Raw genomic sequence first — 15311 nt, forward strand, 5'->3', positions numbered from 1 at the left:
AGTTACGCCTACCTCGTCGGTTAACCTGAAGCCGGTCATCGGGCGTTGAAGCACTCCCGGTCGGGTCGGCCGGCTGAGGGGTAGTAGCAGCACCGTAGTCCCGTGGCGTGCGCGGCGGCGATCATGGTGGTAGTGACCATCTCTCCGGCCGTCGGCAGGGAAGTTGGAGCGGTGGTGGCCTGAGCATGCCCGTCAGGGCTGGTGACCTGGACACGGAATCCGCCGTGTGTGGGCCAGCTGCGTATCCACCCGGCCTGGCAGCTAGGGCTGAGTCGAATTTCCAGTCGGGTTCCGTCGGCCGCGATGCGCGAACTCACCGTTACGGGATCTTCGCATGCCGTGGCCTGGGGGTCACGGCCCTCGCAGGAGCGCAGTTGGCAGATGGGCGGGCGCCCAGCGGCCGCCGGGCCGCTTTTATAGGAGGCGTGGATGATGGCGGCGGGTGCGAGCATTGCCGTACACAGCAGGAGGACTCCCGCCGTGGTGGCCCAAGGCCGTGCGGTGATCAGAGCGGAAGCAGTGATCAGCGCTCGATGCACGAGGCTGCGGGGGGCTTTGCGTTCCCTGTCGTCGATGCCACCGTCACGGTGAGCGGTGGCCTGGTCCGGCTTGGGTTCGGCCGGGGACGCGGTGTGTCCGGGCCGGTTCCATGCTGCGTCCGCGCGTTCCCAGCCAGGCAGTACGGCTTCCTCGCTCACCTGCGCCGCCCGGCACAGCGCCTGTACGGCATGCCGGGGAGGGAACTGTTTGGCGTTGAGATAGCGCTCCCAGGACGACTTGCTGATGGCGGTCGTCCTTCCCAGTTCCGTCAGACTCAGACGGCTACGGTCCTTGAGCTGACGCAGGTCACTAACCAGATCCCGGTACGCGGCGGGCAAGGTGTGCGGCAACGTCCTCCAATGGGACCTCCCGGGTAAGTGCCTCATCTCTCGGATTCTCCTTTCTTGCCGCAGTAGAAGGTCACTCCACATGGCGCAGCAAGGACCACGTCTCTTCACCGACAATTCCGTCCGGGGGGATGTGGCCTTGTTGCTGCAGCTTCTTCACTTGTGCTTCCGTCCGCTTACCGAAGTAGCCGTCCACGTCGCCCGGTGACAGGTGATGGAGGCGCAGGAGGCATTGCACTTCCGCCACGTCGGGACCCGTGATGTTCAACGCGACGACGTCGGAACTGGTGGAGCTATTGCCGGTGAGCATCAGATCTCCGTGCCGGACATAGGCGCAGCTGTAGCTGCCCACTCCGGTGGCACCGCCCGCAGGATGGCCGGCAGCGTCGGGGCGGTCGGCGATCAGCCACCCGGAAACGACGGCGGAGAGCAACAGGGCGCCTCCAACGAGGGACAGGGCCACCCCGTGTACTCTCTCCAGCTCCTGATCGTGCTCTCGGCCTCGGCCCAGGCCCACGCAAGAGGCAGAGGGAGGACCGGCGGGGGCGAGAGCCAGTCGGGGGGCCGTCTCCGCGACACGATCACGACGGGGGTGTTCCGTCGCGGCGCCAGATTCTTGTGCTGCGTGTTGCAGGGCCAGCAGCGATGAGGCGTCAGCATCGGTCAGACCAGCGAGGGCTTCGACAGCCGCCGCGGGCGGCAGCGCCTTGCCGTTGAGGTACCGCTCCCACGACGAGCCGCTGAAAGGCGTCCTGGCCTGGAGCATCCGCAGCGTGAGACCGCTGTGATCCTTCAACCGCCGCAACTCCTGCACGAGTCGCCGGCCGTTGGGATCCAAGGTCTGGGGCAGTTCTCTCCACCTCATGACATCCCCCTGAGCATGATTCTCCTGGATGCCCGGCCAACGCTGCCACCCCGCCTGCCCCGAAGCCGCGTCCCCCAACGCGAATCCGGCCACCGACGTCACACCCCCACGACGCAGCAGGACTTCCCGAGAAGCTCCCCATCGCCGCACGTCAGGACCTGGGATGTCCCGAGACATCGTGAGACGCCCGATAAGAGTGGCGATCGGCACACCAGTCTGTCTAGAAACCTTGTCATGCGGCCAGCCAGTCAGGCGCCGCTCTGCGATCCGAGAGGAAAACGAATGCGTTCGAATGTGTTGACGAGGGCACTCGTCAGCGCCACTGTCGCTGTCGGGATCACCGCGGGCAGCCTGGCGGGGGCGGGAGCTGGCTTCGCAGCGTCCGCACCGGCATCCCACCAAGCGCCGGCACCCAGGAGCGCCACCGCTCAGCCCTCCACCGCGGCTTCTCGGTGCGGAGGCAACCTGACGGCCACCCCGTTTGGGTGGTCACCGTCCAAGGGCAACTGCTCGGTCTTCGGTTATCCGGGATATCAGTTGGGCGTCCGCTGGTACATTCGCGGCGGCAGCAGCAATGCCGCGCTCCAAGTGAAGGGCTACGACAGTCACGGGAACAAGCACTGGTACAAGTGCGGTTCCGGTGGCGGCTACTGCAAGGTTCCGTGGGGCAACTCCATCGCCAGTCCCGAAGTCCGCGGCCGGGTATTCGGCCCCGGGTGGTCGCACATCGACTGGGAACTTGGCTGACAGTGAAGACGTTTGTGGTGACGCCGCGGGTGGGCCTGACTTTCTGGCCGACTGGCGTCTCGACTGTCCTGTTCGGGTTTGTCGGCCCGCCGGCGTCACCACCCACGCGGGCCGGACAGGCGCGTGCCGGACCTCTGAGTGTGTTTCAAGCCTACGGATCCAGCACTCGGCTCGCCCTTGGTTGCAAACTTCCGGTCCTTCGGGAAAAGGGGACGGTAAGCGACGGAGCCGCCACTGACCGCCCCTCTTATCTAGGGCTGGAATGCCCTTAAACCAGGTCAGATCATTGATCACATGATCAATGCGTCAGATCTGACCAATATTCAGCCTCGACGCCACCGGCCACCGCTGCCAGCGTCGCCGGTGCCCCATCAACCACGCATCAGGGGGAAACATCCATGACCGGCCGAACCCACACCATAAGGAAGATCGCCACCGCTTCCGCAGCCGCTGCACTGCTCACACTCTCGATCAGGGCGGGAACCGCCAGCGCCAGCACGCCCGAGCCGTTCGCCGACCAGGCCCGCGCCGCGCATCTCACCCCCGCGCAGGACGGCGCGCTGCGCGCCGAAGTCGCCAAGTACCTCCGGCGTAGCGGCGGCAAGCAGATCTCCCTCAACGAGATCAAGGTCGACGACAAGCGCACCATCCGCGTCGCCATCCCCGGCGAGGCGCACCCGCGCACCTTCACCGACCACGGCAGCACCGCCCCCGCCTACAGCAGCATCTGCAACCCGTACGCCACCACCCAGAACGGCTACTTCTGCGCCTTCAGCGGCCAATACTGGACCGGCAGCGAAGACCCGATGTACTACTGCCACTCCTACCCCATGAACTACACCGGCACCGGATCCTATGTGAACCGCCAGTACGGAACCCGCGTTGCGAAGTTCTACGACAAGCACGGCAACAAAATCGACGAGAGCCTCCCGCCGATCTCCGCCGCCAGCTCGCAGAACTGGTATCACGTGTGGAAGATCGTCCCCTGCTGAACGGGCCGCCGAAGAACGATGCTTTGCAGCTGGAGACTTATCAGTCACATCGGGCTGACTGTGACTGAGCGCTCTACTTGGCGGGGATCGCCAAGTAGAGCGCTCAGACGTTTCGGATCAGGAGGGTCGCAGGCGGAGGAACCGACCCTTCCCCTGCGATGCCTTGGCAGGCATGGCAGACCTGCTGTTCCTGACCGTGGCCTTTGCACCGCTCTTGGCGCCCTGCGCATTCATGGTCGCCGTCGCGGCAGCATTCTCGACAGCGTCACTCAGACCGTCGTCGACCGATGGCTGATCGCGAACAAGCCCCGCCAGAACCAAGCCCGCTCCTTCTTGCTCTGGGCCGCCACCTCCCACTTGATCCCTCAGAACGTCGCGATCGCCACGGCGACCAGGACCGTCGACCGGGCGATCATGAGCGATGCCGACCGGATCCTCACCGCTCTCCGCCTGGAGACCGACGAGTCCGAGCGCATCACCGACCGCGTCGCTGGCTGTCTCGTCCTGCAATACGGGCTGCGAACTGACCGACTCGTGAGCCTCACGACCGACCACGTCCTGGTCCGCCCAGAGGAGCCCGGCGTCCTCGGTCTCCAACTCGGACGACACCCGCTCTGGCTCCGGCCGCGGCTGTCGGCATTGCTCCAATAGCTGATCAACGGACGACGCCCACTGGCCGCCCCGCTCAGGACCCGCGAGACGCCCTACCTTTTCCCCGGCCTCCGACCCGACCAGCCCATGACCTCCAACACCCCGCAGAGACGACTGACTCGCCTGGGCATCCCCAGCACCAGCAAGGCCCGCAACGGGGCCTGGCTCGCCATGGTCGGCGCCGTCCACTGGAAGATGCTCGCCGATCTCCTCGGCCTCGCCGACGGCACAGCCCACAACTGGCACAAGCTCAACGGGGGAGACCGAGCCAGCTATGTCGCCAGCCGACTCAAAGCCTCTCGAGCACCTACCGAACCCGAGTAGGGGCCAGATCCGGCGCGCTTGGCGGTCAGCTCAAGAGGCACAGAGGTTTCGGCCTGTTCAGTGCAACGCTGGTCAGCGGCGGGGTAGCACGCCTAGGAGGGTTGCGGTCAAGGCTTGCTTCAAGTAGTCCTTCAGATCCAGGTGGAAGCGGGCCAGGTCGGGCTCGGCCTCGTAGGCCGCCTGCAGGCTGGGCGGGGGCGTGCTGTACGCCGACAGCGCGCCGGCCATGACCATGGTCTGCAGGCTGAACAGTGTCGCGTTCTTGCCCAGCTCCGGCAGGTACTTCCGGAGCAGGGCGGTCATGGTTGTCAGGCGATCCAGGGAGGCGCGCTTGTAGCGTGCCACGACCTCGACGGAGACGTTGTGCTCCAGGACGCTGCCCTGTGCGCCGAAGAGCTCGCACAGCACCATTCGGCCGGACAGTGAGTGACTGAGGATCTCGGCCACCGCTGCCGCTCGCTCGGGCATGGGGAGGTCTTCGTCGATGCCGGCGGCCAACTCCCCTGCCAGTTCCGTCAGCCACTCCCGGAGATAGCGGTCGAGCAGCTCCAGCAGCACCGCCTCGCGGGACTCGAAGTAGCGCAGCACGTTCGGCTTCGCCAGGCCTACCCGGCGGCTGAGCTCGTTCAGGGTGACCGCGGCCACAGGCATCTCGTCGAGCATCGCCGACGCCATGTCGAGGATCGCCCGTCGGCGGATCTCCCGCTGCTCTTCAGTTCGCGCCCGCTGGAAAGTCACGATCGCCAGTCTAGATTAGGTACCTCCGGTACGTTGACAACATACCGAAGGTACTTTAATGTCGACGACACAAGATACCTTCGGTACGTTATCTAGCTGGGGGCCTGACGTGGGCGAGAAGTGGACGACAGCGAATATTCCGGACCAGCGCGGGCGGGTGGCCGTGGTGACCGGGGCCAACACCGGACTGGGGTACGAGACCGCCAAGGCGCTCGCCGAGCACGGGGCGTCCGTGGTGCTCGCCGTGCGCAACGTCGAAAAGGGCGTGCGGGCCGCGGCCCGCATGACGGGCGACGTGACCGTGCAGGCGCTGGACCTAACCTCGCTCGACGGCGTGCGGACCGCGGCGGCGGCGCTGCACTCCCGGCTCGACCGGATCGACCTGCTGATCAACAACGCCGGCGTGATGTACACCCCGAAGCAGACCACCGCCGACGGCTTCGAGATGCAGTTCGGCACCAACCACCTCGGCCACTTCGCGCTCACCGGGCTGCTGCTTGACCTGATGCTGCCGGTGCCCGGCTCGCGCGTGGTGACGGTCAGCAGCACCGGCCACCGCATCCAGGCCGCGATCCACTTCGACGACCTGCACTGGGAGCGGTCCTACAGCCGGGCCGCCGCCTACGGTCAGTCCAAGCTGGCCAACCTGATGTTCACCTACGAGCTGCAGCGCCGGCTCGCCGCGCACGGCACCACCGTCGCCGTGGCCGCCCATCCCGGCGTGTCCAACACCGACCTCATCCGCCACACCCCCGCCGCGCTCCGCCTGCCCGTCACCTGGCTCGCGCCGCTGATCACCCAGACGCCGGCCATGGGCGCCCTGCCCACCCTGCGCGCCGCCACCGACCCCGGCGCGCTCGGCGGCCAGTACTACGGTCCCGGCGGGCGCAACGAGGTCAAGGGCCACCCCCGGCCGGTCACCTCCAGCCCGGAGTCGTACGAGGTAGCCGTCCAACAGCGGCTGTGGGCCGTCTCCGAAGACCTCACCGGCGTGAAGTTCCCCGTCCTTCAGCCCCAGCAGAACTCGGTTCCCTCCGGGGCGGCCATCACGATGTAGCCCGCGCCGGTAGGAGGCGTCGGCTCGTCCGGCGCTCCGCCGCCCGACGGTCGGCGCGATCGAGAAGAGCCGCTACCGGAACATGCGGGAGCCGCGTCCGCGTAGCGGTGAGAGGTTGCGCAGCTCGAACCTGGCGCCGGGCACGGGCGTTCGTGCTTGGGCTGTTGACGGACCTGCTGCGCAAGAGCTGTTGGATACTCGCAGAGCAGGCCGGGGACGCGAACTCATACGTCTGCAACACCTGCTGTCGAAGGCCAAGTGGGATGCTGGCGCGGCACACGACGACATCCGCGTCTACGTCGTCGAGCACCTGAGCCACGATGCGGTGCTGGTCGTGGATGAGACCGGCGATCTGAAGAAGGGCACGGACACGATGGGGGTGCAGCGCCAGTAACCGGTACTGCCGGGCGCATCGAGGACTCCCAGGTCGCCGCCTACCGCATCGTGGTTGGTCGCGACGAGGTCCACGGAGCCAATTCGCACCTGCGTACCCGCCTTGGATGGCAGCTGGCTTCGTACTCGCCGTCGCCCATGACCACCAGATCACCAGGCGTGCGGGCACGTTCCGCGCAGACGCCCTAATCAAGCAGCTGCTACGGAGGGAGCCTCCCCCTGAGTGGTGGACACGCTGATACTGGATCTGCTTGATCCGGAGGAAGCGAGAAGACCGCCGATGGCGATGAAGGACTACTCGGACGAGTTCAAGGCCGATGCTGTGGCCTTGTACGAGTCCACACCCGGGGCGACGTACAAGAGCATCGCCGCTGATCTGGGCATCAACCGGGCCACTCTGCGGGAGTGGGTACTGCGGGACCGTGAACGCCGTGATGCCGGCGCTGTCGGCCGGGCCGGGGCCGGGAAGGCTCCGGCTGGTTCCGGGCAGACGGCGCCGGCCGCCGATCCCGACGAGCGGATCCGGCAGCTGGAGGCCCGGGTCGCCGAGCTGGAGGCGAGTGAGCGGAAGCTTGCGACCGAGCGGGACATACTCCGCAGGGCGGCCAAATATTTCGCGGGAGAGACCAACTGGTGAGGAGCCGCTTCCAGTTCGTCGAGGACCACCGGGACGCCTTCGGCGTGAAGCGGCTCTGCCAGGTCCTGGGCGTGAACCGCTCCGGCTACTACAAGTGGCTGGCCGGCAGGCAGGCGAGGGCGGCGAGGCAGCGGGACGACCAGTTCCTGGCCGAGCGGATCCGCCAGGTCCACGCGGATTCCGGTGGTGCCTACGGATGCCCGCGAGTGACCGCCGAACTCCGCGACGCCGGAGTGCTGGTCAACGAGAAGAGGGTCGCCCGCGTCATGCGCGAGTATGATGGTGCTCGTTGAACCTCCCCAGATGTTGCTCTCGTTAGGGCCAAACCTGCTCAGTTGATCTCCCCACCCTTTGCGTGATCTTCCTCGGTGTGTCGGGGTGTACCTGCTTTAGCGCGGAGAGCCTTGGTGTGCGACTGATTGGGCCTGTTGAGAGGCCCGAATGCTCACCTGGGAGGAAGACGTGGATGCTCACGCACTGCGCCGTCAGGGCTGGTCAATCTCGGCAATTGCTCGGCATCTTGGGCACGACCGAAAGACGGTCCGTGCCTATCTCAACGGCGAGCGTGTTTCGCGGTATCGGCGTCAGTCGCCGGATGCGTTCATGCCGTTTCTGGAGTACTGCCGCCAACGGCTGAGTGACGATCCGCATTTGTGGGCGACGACACTCTTCGAGGAGGTCGTCGAACTCGGCTATGCAGGTGGCTATTCCACTTTCACGCGCGCCCTGCGCCGGTATCAGGCCCGTCCACACTGCGAACCTTGCCGGGCCTCAAGCGGGCGCGATGTCGCGATCATTGCTCATCCTCCGGGCGAGGAGATCCAGTTCGACTGGGTTGAACTGCCGGACCCGCCCGAGGGGTGGGGCGTCGGCTCTCATGCACATCTCCTGGTCGGTGCCCTCGCCCACTCGGGGCGGTGGCGTGCAGTGCTCGCGGAGGCCGAGACCTTTCCGCATCTGATCCAGGCCCTCGACGCCGTGCTACGGCGGTTGGGCGGGACTTCCCGCCGCTGGCGCTTTGACCGGATGGCGACCGTCTGCCATCCACCGACCGGTCGGCTGCTGCCGACGTTCGCGGCCGTCGCGAAGTATTACGGAGTCGGCGTTGATATCTGCCCTCCGCGCCGCGGCAACCGCAAGGGAGTCGTGGAAAAGGCCAACCACTCTGCAGCCCAACGCTGGTGGCGCACGGTCCCTGACGGCATCAGCATCGAGGCGGGGCAGAGCGGCATCGACAAGCTGGCCATTCAGATGGATGGCCGCAGACGCAAGATCGAAGGATTGTCGACCACCGTCGCTGAACTTGCCGGGACCGAGTCACTGCTGGAGCTGCCGACGCGGCCGTTCCCCGCCGAGCTGGAACAGATCCGCACCGTCAGCCCGCAGGCACTGGTCTCCTTTGCTGGGAACTTCTACTCCGTCCCGCCCGGCCTTACCGGGGCCCAGGTCATCGTCCGCGTTCGGCTCGGCGAGGACACCCTGCATGTGGTCACGGCCGGGCTGGCGATCGTCGCCCAGCACCGTCGGGTGCCTGATGGGGCCGGACAGACCATCCGCGATGCCGGACATGTCATTGCCCTCGAGCGCGCGGTGCTGGCCTCCTTTTCCGACAAGCCGCCCTGCCGCACAAAGGTCCGCCGGCCGCTGTCGCCCGCGGCCCTGGAGGAAGCCGAACGCCTCCGTGATCAGGGTAAATCGGACGTCGCGAATCGGGTCGTGATCGACCTGTCCCACTATGCCGCCGTCGCCGACCAGCTACGGCACAACCCAACTCACGAAAACCAGGAGCGCGAAAGTGAGTGACACCCGGCCGATGAGCGAGGCCCGCCGCTACCAGCAACTGCGAGGCCACCTGTCCTACCTCAAACTCAACGACGCCGCTGAGGCTCTACCCCGGGTGCTCGACCAGGCGCGAGCCGAGCGGATGACGCTCACCACGGCCCTGGAGAAACTCCTGGAGATCGAGGTCGAAGCAACCGAAGCCCGCAAACTCGCCTCCAGGCTCAGATTCGCCTGCCTGCCCGAGCCCTGGACCTTGAACGACTTCGATTTCGCGGCCCAGCCCGGCGTCGACGAGAAGCTCATCCGCGACCTGGCCACCCTGCGGTTCCTCGACAATGCCTCCAACGTCCTGCTCGTCGGCCCGCCAGGCGTCGGCAAGACAATGCTGGCCGTCGCACTCGCCCGCTCCGCGGTCGACGCCGGCCACCGCGTCTACTTCACAACCGCCGCCGAACTGGCAGCCAAATGTCACAAGGCTGCACTCGAAGGACGCTGGTCGACCATCATGCGTTTCTTCGCAGGTCCCCGGCTTCTGGTCATCGACGAACTGGGCTATCTACCCCTGCCCGGTGACGGCGCTTCGGCTCTCTTCCAGGTGATCAATCAGAGATACCTGAAGTCGAGCACGATTTTGACGACGAATGTCAGCATCGCCGACTGGGCCGGTGCCTTCGGCGACGCCACCGTCGCGGCCGCGATGCTCGACCGACTCCTGCACCGGGCCGCGGTGGTCGGAATCGATGGTCCGTCCTACCGGCTCCGCTCCCACCAGGCCCACTCCGACAACCTCCGCAAAGGGGTGACCGGACGTGCTGGTTGAGATCCGCGACTGCCCGATCTGCTGGACGCAGTTCCAGGTCAATCCCCAGGCTGCCGCCCGCCATACCTACTGCACACCTCGATGCAAGGCAGAAGCCGCCCGCCGTCGGCGCCGCGAACGCGAGGACACCACCGGCCAAGCGGAGACCACACCGGCCGAGCCGGCTTTGCCGGTGACTCCGCTGGCACCGACCGCGATCCGCAACTGCCCCCACTGCGACAAGCCGGTCACCATCGTTGCGCTGCTGGCAACCCCTGAAGCCGCGCGACCCACTATCCCCGCAGCCAGCCCTGACGTCATCCCCATGCGTCGCGGCTGAGCCCATCAAGCTCCTGACCTTGTCGTACCAGGCGACAGGGTCAGTCGGCTTTCTCGAACCAGTCGCCGATGTTGTTCCACATGAAGGTGTCCTTCCACCCCTGCCGACTCTCGGCCCACCCGCTCAGAGCGTCGATCACTTTCTCCTGGGAGATCGTCCGAGTCTGATAGTGCTCGGCGGCGGCCCCATCCCGGAACTCCAGCTGGTAGGTGTTGTCATCCCGCAACCACACCTGCACATACCAGTCGCCTTCGGACTCGTCGTCGACTCGCTCGACAATCACGAAGGCATTGCCCCGACCAAGGTTGGCCACCATCTCACTCAGCGCCGATGCCCCGGGCTTCCTCACCAGGCGACCGCGTTCGTCTCTCGCTTGGATCATGGGCCGATCATCCCCGATGGGTCTGACACCGGGAGCATCCCCCGACGCTCACCGAACCTCCCCAGTTGATTCGCTTCGCGAATCAACTGGGGAGCAAGAGCACCTCTGGGGAAAATTCGAGATCGGTATCATCGGTTCGTCCTCGCTGTCGAGCCACTCGGCCAGCAGTCGCACGGGGCAGGACGCCGTCCCACCGGCCGTGCCCGGCCACCGCGGCCGCCTGGGCCAGCCGCCGCGGGCGCGCCCCGGCCGGCCGGACCCGCACCGCGAGGAAGCGGGAGGTCATCGGGCCCTGGGAGCCTTCCCGCCAGGTCACCTCCTCGAAGTCTTCCCGTCCGGAGGCCGCGGCCAGTTCCGCCACCGTCATGGGTGGCTGCCGGTAGCGGGGAACCGGCCGGCGCCCATTGCCGGACCAAGCTGGGGCATCAGGGACTGCGTCGTGCGGCTGGACGGTCAGATCACCCCGGATCCCGACCACGTACGCGTGTCCTCGCTCGGCCAGGGCGGCACGGAAGTCCGCGTTCTGGCCATAGCCGGCATCGGCCACCACCACCGGCGGCACCAGCCCCCATCCGGCCAGTTCATCCAGGGCGTCCAGTGCCAGGCGCCACTTCTCTCGATGCCCGACGTCTTCCGGCACACCGGTCCGCCGGCGCCGGACGGCGTCATCCGCCCATTCCTGGGGCAGGAACAGCCGCCAGTCCAGCGGACACGAAGCCGCATCGGAGACCCCGTGCACGCTGACCGCGACCTGGCAGTTGGCCTGCTTGCCCAGCGCACCGCAGTACTGAGGAGCCACCCCCACTGACATCCTGCCGTCCTTGGGGAACGACACGTCGTCGACCGCCCAGGCGTCCGGGCCGATCTGCGGCACCATCCGCTCGGCGATCCGCCGGCGCACCGGCACCGGATCCCAGGTGGACTGGTTCACGAACTGCTGCAGGTTCTGCTCGTTTCCGTCCGGCAGCCGCGAGGCCATGGCCTGGATGGACTTGCGGCGACCGTCCATTATCAGTCCCCGCAGATAACAGTCGCCCTTGGCCCGCTGGTCCTTGCGCGGCACCGACGCGAACACATCCGCCACGAATAACGACAACGTCGCCCGAACACGGTTCACTTCATGTGCGTCCACACAGTCACAGTGCCCCTGAACAAGGTCGACACACAGACCTACTGACCTCTTCGGGTTGTTGTCGGGGGGGTGACGTGTGGTGATCCCTGCGGTAGGCCGGTGGTATGCGGTACGCGCAGGGTGGTGGGCTGACCGCGGAGCGACGACGGTTTCGCGAGCGGATCCGGTACGAGGCGGGCGAGCGGTTCGCTCGTGGCGAGAGAACAGCGGTGATCGCGAAGGATCTGCGGGTCAGTGAACGGTCGGTGGAACGCTGGCGCCGCGCCTGGCGGGAGGGCGGAACGGCCGCCCTCGCGTCCGCGGGGCCACCGAAACTGCCCAAGCTGTGCGACGAACAGTTCGCCGAGCTGGAGAAGGAACTGGCGCGGGGGCCGGCCGCACACGGCTGGGAGGACCAACGCTGGACCCTGGCCCGGATCAGGGTGCTGATCGCCCGGACGTTCCGGTTGGACTGCTCGTCGGCGGCCGTGTGGCGGCTGCTGCACCGGCACGACTGGTCCTGGCAGTGTCCCGCCCGTAGAGCCCTGGAGCGCGACGAGCAGGCGGTGGGCCTGTGGAAGAAGGATGTGTGGCCGCAGGCGGAATGACCGCGGCGGCGCTGGGCGCGTACATCGTCTTCGAGGACGAGGCCGGGTTCTCGATGACGCCGCCGCGCGCCCGCACCTGGGGCCGGCGTGGGCACACGCCGGTGGTGCGGGTGCGGGGCAGGTCCTGGCGCCGCTGGTCGATCGCGGCGATGTGCTGCTACAAGCCGGGCGAGACCTCCCGGCTCATCTACCGGCCGCGCCGACACCGCAAGCACCGGGGCAAGGGACGCGACACCTTCGCCTGGAGCGACTACCGCGATCTGATCGTCCGTGCCCACATCCAGCTCCAGGCTCCCATCGTGCTGATCTGGGACAATCTCAACACTCACCGGGCCGCCGGAATGCGTGAGTACGCGGCCGCACACGACTGGCTGACCATCGTCCAACTGCCGTCCTATGCACCGGACTTGAATCCGGTCGAAGGTGTCTGGTCGCTGTTACGGCGTGGCCCGCTGGCCAACACCGCGTTCACCGACGACGACCACCTGGAACGAACCCTCCGCCGGGGCCTGCGCCACATCCAGCTCCGCCCCGACCTGATCGACGGCTGCCTCACCGGCACCGAAGTCACACTCACTCAACAGCCGACAACAACTCGAAGAGCTCAGTAATCGTTCGCTGGACTCGATGCCTTTGCGGGCGATGCGTACTCCGATGCGCTTCCAGCGAAGCCATCTGCGCAGGTCGGGACGGTCATAGGCTTTGTCCGCGTGCAAGCGCTGGGGCTTGAAGTACCAGCCGCGGTGAGGGTCGTGTCTCGTTTGGTGACCCTCGATCATGGGCTTCAGCCCTTCGCTGTCATGGGTGTTGCCGGCGGAGACGCCGACGAGGAGGGGCAGTCCGTTCGCGTCTGACAGGACGTGCATCTTGGAACCCGGCTTGCCCCGGTCCACGGGACTCGGACCTGTGTGTTCGCCCCTTTTTTAGCGCGCACGTGCGCGGTGTCGAGGACGACGCGGGTGACATCGATCAGGCCGGCGTCGTCGAGCCGGTGCAACACGGCCTCGTGGAGACGGCCCCAGACACCAGCCCTGAACCAGATCAAAAATCGGCGGTGGGCGGTCGACTTCGAGATGCCGAAGCAGGGTGGCAGGGCCCGCCAGGCACAGCCACTGACCAACACATAAATGATGGCCGCGAACAGCGTCTCATCAGGCGTGTCCTGCGTCCCGCCGCCCTGCGGCCGAACCTTCGACGGCGGGATCAACGGCTCCGCGATCTCCCACAGCCCGTCCGGAACAATCCAACTCCACTCACCCCGCCCCATAACCAGTCCAACGAGCCCTCACCACATAGGACACCGTGTAAGTAGCCTGGGGCCTTACGCTGGCCTAATGTCCGAGGATGCCGGTCGTCGGGGAAAGGATCTGCCGGGGTTGCGGGCAACGGCTCAGGCCGTGCACCAGGTCCGGGGCCGATTTCTGTTCGTCGGTGTGTCGGAAAAAATCCCCGAGGCCTGCTCCGCCGGGGCGATCCTGCCCAGTACGTCTGGCCGCCGGATCAGCAGCGCACGGCGGCCCGTGACGACCACCTCCTTTTCCCGCAGTTCCCGCAGCAGCCGCTGCACCATCTGCCGGGATGCGCCCACCGAGCCCGCGAGCTCCTGCTTGCTGAGCGGTACGGCGAGTTCGATGCCCTCCTCGATACGGCGGCCGTGGGTGCGGGCCAGGTCCAGGAGGAGGACGGCGAAGCGCTCCCGCACGCTCATCGACGCGAACTCCAGCCGGCGCCGGTCGGCCGCCCGGGCGCGGTCAGCGGTCAGCCCAAGCAGGGCGAAGGAGACGGCGGGGGAGCGGCTCAGGAAGTCCCTGAAGCGCTCGTGCCCCACGGCCACCGCCCGCACCGGCTCCAGCGCAGTCACCGTCGCCGACCGTGGCCGGCCGGTGAGCGCGGCCGACTCCCCGACGATGTCGCCGGGCCCGCGCAGCGCGAGCAGCGCCTCGTAGCCGTTGGTCGCGCGGGCCGTGACCTTGGTCCAGCCGTGCACCAGGAAGAGCACGTGGGAGGAGGGTTCGTGCTGGTGGATGAGGACCATGCGAGCCGTGAAGTCCAGCTGGGGGCCGAGGGCAAGGAGCGACGAGCGGTCCTCGCTCTCCAGCCGCGCCAAAAAAGGCACTCTGTCGTCCAGGCCCCCGTCGGCCGCCGTTCTCATCTCGCTCGTCCCCAGACTCCGGACGTCAGAAGGTGCGGCGTAGGGGTTTCTGTGGGGCCTTGTTGCTTCGGAAGCGCTGTCGCTCCGCTCGGAACCAGCGGCTTGTGGCGGCTCGCGGCGCACACCGGCCGGGGGACTGGAAAGTTCGGCCAGCGACTGTGCTACCGGGGCCGGAGTCAGGTCGGCGACGGCTCGTGCGCGCGCCTGCCCGAGGCTGGAGGCCTCCAGCAGTGCCTCGATGCCGTCGTCGGCGCGAGGGTTTTCGGCCGGGCTGGTGTCGTCGCGGGGGGACATCACCGGGCGCCTCCTTTGTTGCCGCCGTCCTGTTTCAGTTTCGCTCGCAGGCGACTGAGCCTCCGTTCCAGGCTCTTGCGGGTGAGGCCGATCATTGCGGCTGTCTCGCTCTGGCTGTATCCGGCTGCGAGCCACACGACTCCGGCGCGTAAGTTTGGATCGTCAATCTCGGACATGACGCGCCGTATCTCCTGCTGAAGGACAGCCGCGTCACAGGGGTCGTGGCTATAGGGGGTGACTAGATCAATCCGCCGTGTCAGTTCCTCTTCCTCTGTCGCCGTGTGGCGCAGTTCGTCCCGTCTCACACGGCTCCACGCGGCGTAGATGGGCGGGAAGGCACGCAGGCACGCACCTACGAAGTAGGTCCTGAGCGAGGCGCCGAGGTGCTGCTCCCACCGCTGCTCCACTAGTAGTGCTTGGTCAGGTTCGTATCGGCTCTGGCATGTTGCGGTGACAGGTGGGGCAGGCGCCGGTCCAGACCGCGAGGAGTATCTGGAGGTCGCGGGCGACCCGGTAGAGGCTCAGGCCAGCGCCGTCTCTTTTGGGGATCGG

16 protein-coding genes and 3 pseudogenes are annotated in these 15311 nt (G+C 66.9%); 11 read left to right on the top strand and 8 right to left on the bottom strand.

What is annotated here, in order from left to right; genetic code table 11:
- Positions 1-35 precede the first annotated feature (35 nt).
- On the bottom strand, positions 36-971 hold the full coding sequence (locus ACWGJ5_RS41500; RefSeq protein ID WP_453314808.1) for a helix-turn-helix domain-containing protein: 936 nt from the start codon (positions 969-971) through the stop codon (positions 36-38).
- Positions 961-1929: a peptidoglycan-binding protein gene (locus ACWGJ5_RS41505; RefSeq protein WP_453314809.1), complete on the bottom strand. Its 969-nt coding sequence runs from the start codon at positions 1927-1929 to the stop codon at positions 961-963. Before ACWGJ5_RS41505 ends, ACWGJ5_RS41500 begins: the two co-directional genes overlap by 11 nt.
- 968 nt (positions 1930-2897) lie before the next feature.
- Here ACWGJ5_RS41505 and ACWGJ5_RS41510 point away from each other — a divergent pair.
- The 3 genes from ACWGJ5_RS41510 (at position 2898) to ACWGJ5_RS41520 (ending at position 4466) form a co-directional block, all read left to right on the top strand.
- Positions 2898-3491: a hypothetical protein gene (locus ACWGJ5_RS41510; protein WP_453314792.1), complete on the top strand. Its 594-nt coding sequence runs from the start codon at positions 2898-2900 to the stop codon at positions 3489-3491.
- Positions 3492-3848: 357 nt separating this feature from the next.
- On the top strand, positions 3849-4142 hold the full coding sequence (locus ACWGJ5_RS41515) for a hypothetical protein (RefSeq protein WP_453314793.1): 294 nt from the start codon (positions 3849-3851) through the stop codon (positions 4140-4142).
- A gap of 87 nt (positions 4143-4229) precedes the next feature.
- On the top strand, positions 4230-4466 hold the full coding sequence (locus ACWGJ5_RS41520) for a hypothetical protein (protein WP_453314794.1): 237 nt from the start codon (positions 4230-4232) through the stop codon (positions 4464-4466).
- Between the two features lie 72 nt (positions 4467-4538).
- Here ACWGJ5_RS41520 and ACWGJ5_RS41525 read toward each other — a convergent pair whose 3' ends face one another.
- On the bottom strand, positions 4539-5204 hold the full coding sequence (locus tag ACWGJ5_RS41525) for a TetR family transcriptional regulator (protein ID WP_453314795.1): 666 nt from the start codon (positions 5202-5204) through the stop codon (positions 4539-4541).
- 109 nt (positions 5205-5313) lie between these two features.
- On the opposite strand from ACWGJ5_RS41525, the gene ACWGJ5_RS41530 reads away from it, so the two are divergent.
- The 7 genes and pseudogenes from ACWGJ5_RS41530 to ACWGJ5_RS41560 all read left to right on the top strand — a co-directional run bounded on the left by ACWGJ5_RS41530 (position 5314) and on the right by ACWGJ5_RS41560 (position 10212).
- On the top strand, positions 5314-6261 hold the full coding sequence (locus ACWGJ5_RS41530; protein ID WP_453314796.1) for an SDR family NAD(P)-dependent oxidoreductase: 948 nt from the start codon (positions 5314-5316) through the stop codon (positions 6259-6261).
- 107 nt (positions 6262-6368) lie between these two features.
- Positions 6369-6863: pseudogene (locus ACWGJ5_RS41535) on the top strand (transposase); the annotation flags it as partial.
- 17 nt (positions 6864-6880) lie between these two features.
- Positions 6881-7291 (top strand): transposase, encoded by a 411-nt coding sequence (locus ACWGJ5_RS41540; RefSeq protein WP_453314797.1) that lies wholly within the window; start codon positions 6881-6883, stop codon positions 7289-7291.
- Complete coding sequence (locus tag ACWGJ5_RS41545) at positions 7288-7584, top strand: IS3 family transposase (RefSeq protein ID WP_453314798.1); 297 nt, start codon at positions 7288-7290, stop codon at positions 7582-7584. Before ACWGJ5_RS41540 ends, ACWGJ5_RS41545 begins: the two co-directional genes overlap by 4 nt.
- 148 nt (positions 7585-7732) lie before the next feature.
- Positions 7733-9094: an IS21 family transposase gene (gene istA / locus ACWGJ5_RS41550; protein ID WP_453314799.1), complete on the top strand. Its 1362-nt coding sequence runs from the start codon at positions 7733-7735 to the stop codon at positions 9092-9094.
- A gap of 10 nt (positions 9095-9104) precedes the next feature.
- On the top strand, positions 9105-9893 hold the full coding sequence (gene istB, locus ACWGJ5_RS41555; protein WP_453314800.1) for an IS21-like element helper ATPase IstB: 789 nt from the start codon (positions 9105-9107) through the stop codon (positions 9891-9893).
- Positions 9883-10212: a hypothetical protein gene (locus ACWGJ5_RS41560; RefSeq protein WP_453314801.1), complete on the top strand. Its 330-nt coding sequence runs from the start codon at positions 9883-9885 to the stop codon at positions 10210-10212. The genes istB and ACWGJ5_RS41560 overlap by 11 nt, the downstream gene beginning before the upstream one ends.
- A 40-nt stretch (positions 10213-10252) precedes the next feature.
- On the opposite strand, the gene ACWGJ5_RS41565 is transcribed toward ACWGJ5_RS41560, so the two are convergent.
- Complete coding sequence (locus ACWGJ5_RS41565) at positions 10253-10594, bottom strand: hypothetical protein (protein WP_453314802.1); 342 nt, start codon at positions 10592-10594, stop codon at positions 10253-10255.
- Positions 10595-10690: 96 nt separating this feature from the next.
- Positions 10691-11726: pseudogene (locus tag ACWGJ5_RS41570) on the bottom strand (IS701 family transposase); the annotation flags it as partial.
- Positions 11727-11830: 104 nt separating this feature from the next.
- Between ACWGJ5_RS41570 and ACWGJ5_RS41575 the strand changes: the two are divergent.
- A protein-coding gene (locus ACWGJ5_RS41575; protein WP_453314803.1) for an IS630 family transposase occupies positions 11831-12924 on the top strand; the annotation gives its coding sequence in 2 pieces (ribosomal slippage) (positions 11831-12292 and positions 12295-12924; 1092 coding nt in all).
- Here the strand turns inward: ACWGJ5_RS41575 and ACWGJ5_RS41580 are convergent.
- The 3 genes and pseudogenes from ACWGJ5_RS41580 to ACWGJ5_RS41590 form a co-directional block, all read right to left on the bottom strand.
- Positions 12922-13580 (bottom strand): annotated as a pseudogene (locus tag ACWGJ5_RS41580) (IS5 family transposase); the annotation flags it as partial. The gene ACWGJ5_RS41575 and the pseudogene ACWGJ5_RS41580 overlap by 3 nt on opposite strands.
- Before the next feature lie 123 nt (positions 13581-13703).
- Positions 13704-14465 (bottom strand): Crp/Fnr family transcriptional regulator, encoded by a 762-nt coding sequence (locus tag ACWGJ5_RS41585; RefSeq protein ID WP_453314804.1) that lies wholly within the window; start codon positions 14463-14465, stop codon positions 13704-13706.
- Between the two features lie 293 nt (positions 14466-14758).
- Complete coding sequence (locus ACWGJ5_RS41590; protein WP_453314805.1) at positions 14759-15166, bottom strand: RNA polymerase sigma factor; 408 nt, start codon at positions 15164-15166, stop codon at positions 14759-14761.
- Between the last annotated feature and the right edge of the window lie 145 nt (positions 15167-15311).

The organism is Streptomyces sp. NPDC054783 (genome assembly GCF_053611725.1).

What these genes read in the sequence shown, in the direction of transcription:
- ACWGJ5_RS41510 (WP_453314792.1), top strand. Translation starts at nt 2,898, where the DNA reads ATGACCGGCCGAACCCACACCATAAGGAAGATCGCCACCGCTTCCGCA.
- ACWGJ5_RS41585 (WP_453314804.1), bottom strand. Translation starts at nt 14,465, where the DNA reads ATGAGAACGGCGGCCGACGGGGGCCTGGACGACAGAGTGCCTTTTTTG.
- ACWGJ5_RS41565 (WP_453314802.1), bottom strand. Translation starts at nt 10,594, where the DNA reads ATGATCCAAGCGAGAGACGAACGCGGTCGCCTGGTGAGGAAGCCCGGG.
- istB (WP_453314800.1), top strand. Translation starts at nt 9,105, where the DNA reads ATGAGCGAGGCCCGCCGCTACCAGCAACTGCGAGGCCACCTGTCCTAC.
- ACWGJ5_RS41520 (WP_453314794.1), top strand. Translation starts at nt 4,230, where the DNA reads ATGACCTCCAACACCCCGCAGAGACGACTGACTCGCCTGGGCATCCCC.
- ACWGJ5_RS41505 (WP_453314809.1), bottom strand. Translation starts at nt 1,929, where the DNA reads ATGTCTCGGGACATCCCAGGTCCTGACGTGCGGCGATGGGGAGCTTCT.
- ACWGJ5_RS41500 (WP_453314808.1), bottom strand. Translation starts at nt 971, where the DNA reads ATGTGGAGTGACCTTCTACTGCGGCAAGAAAGGAGAATCCGAGAGATG.
- istA (WP_453314799.1), top strand. Translation starts at nt 7,733, where the DNA reads ATGCTCACCTGGGAGGAAGACGTGGATGCTCACGCACTGCGCCGTCAG.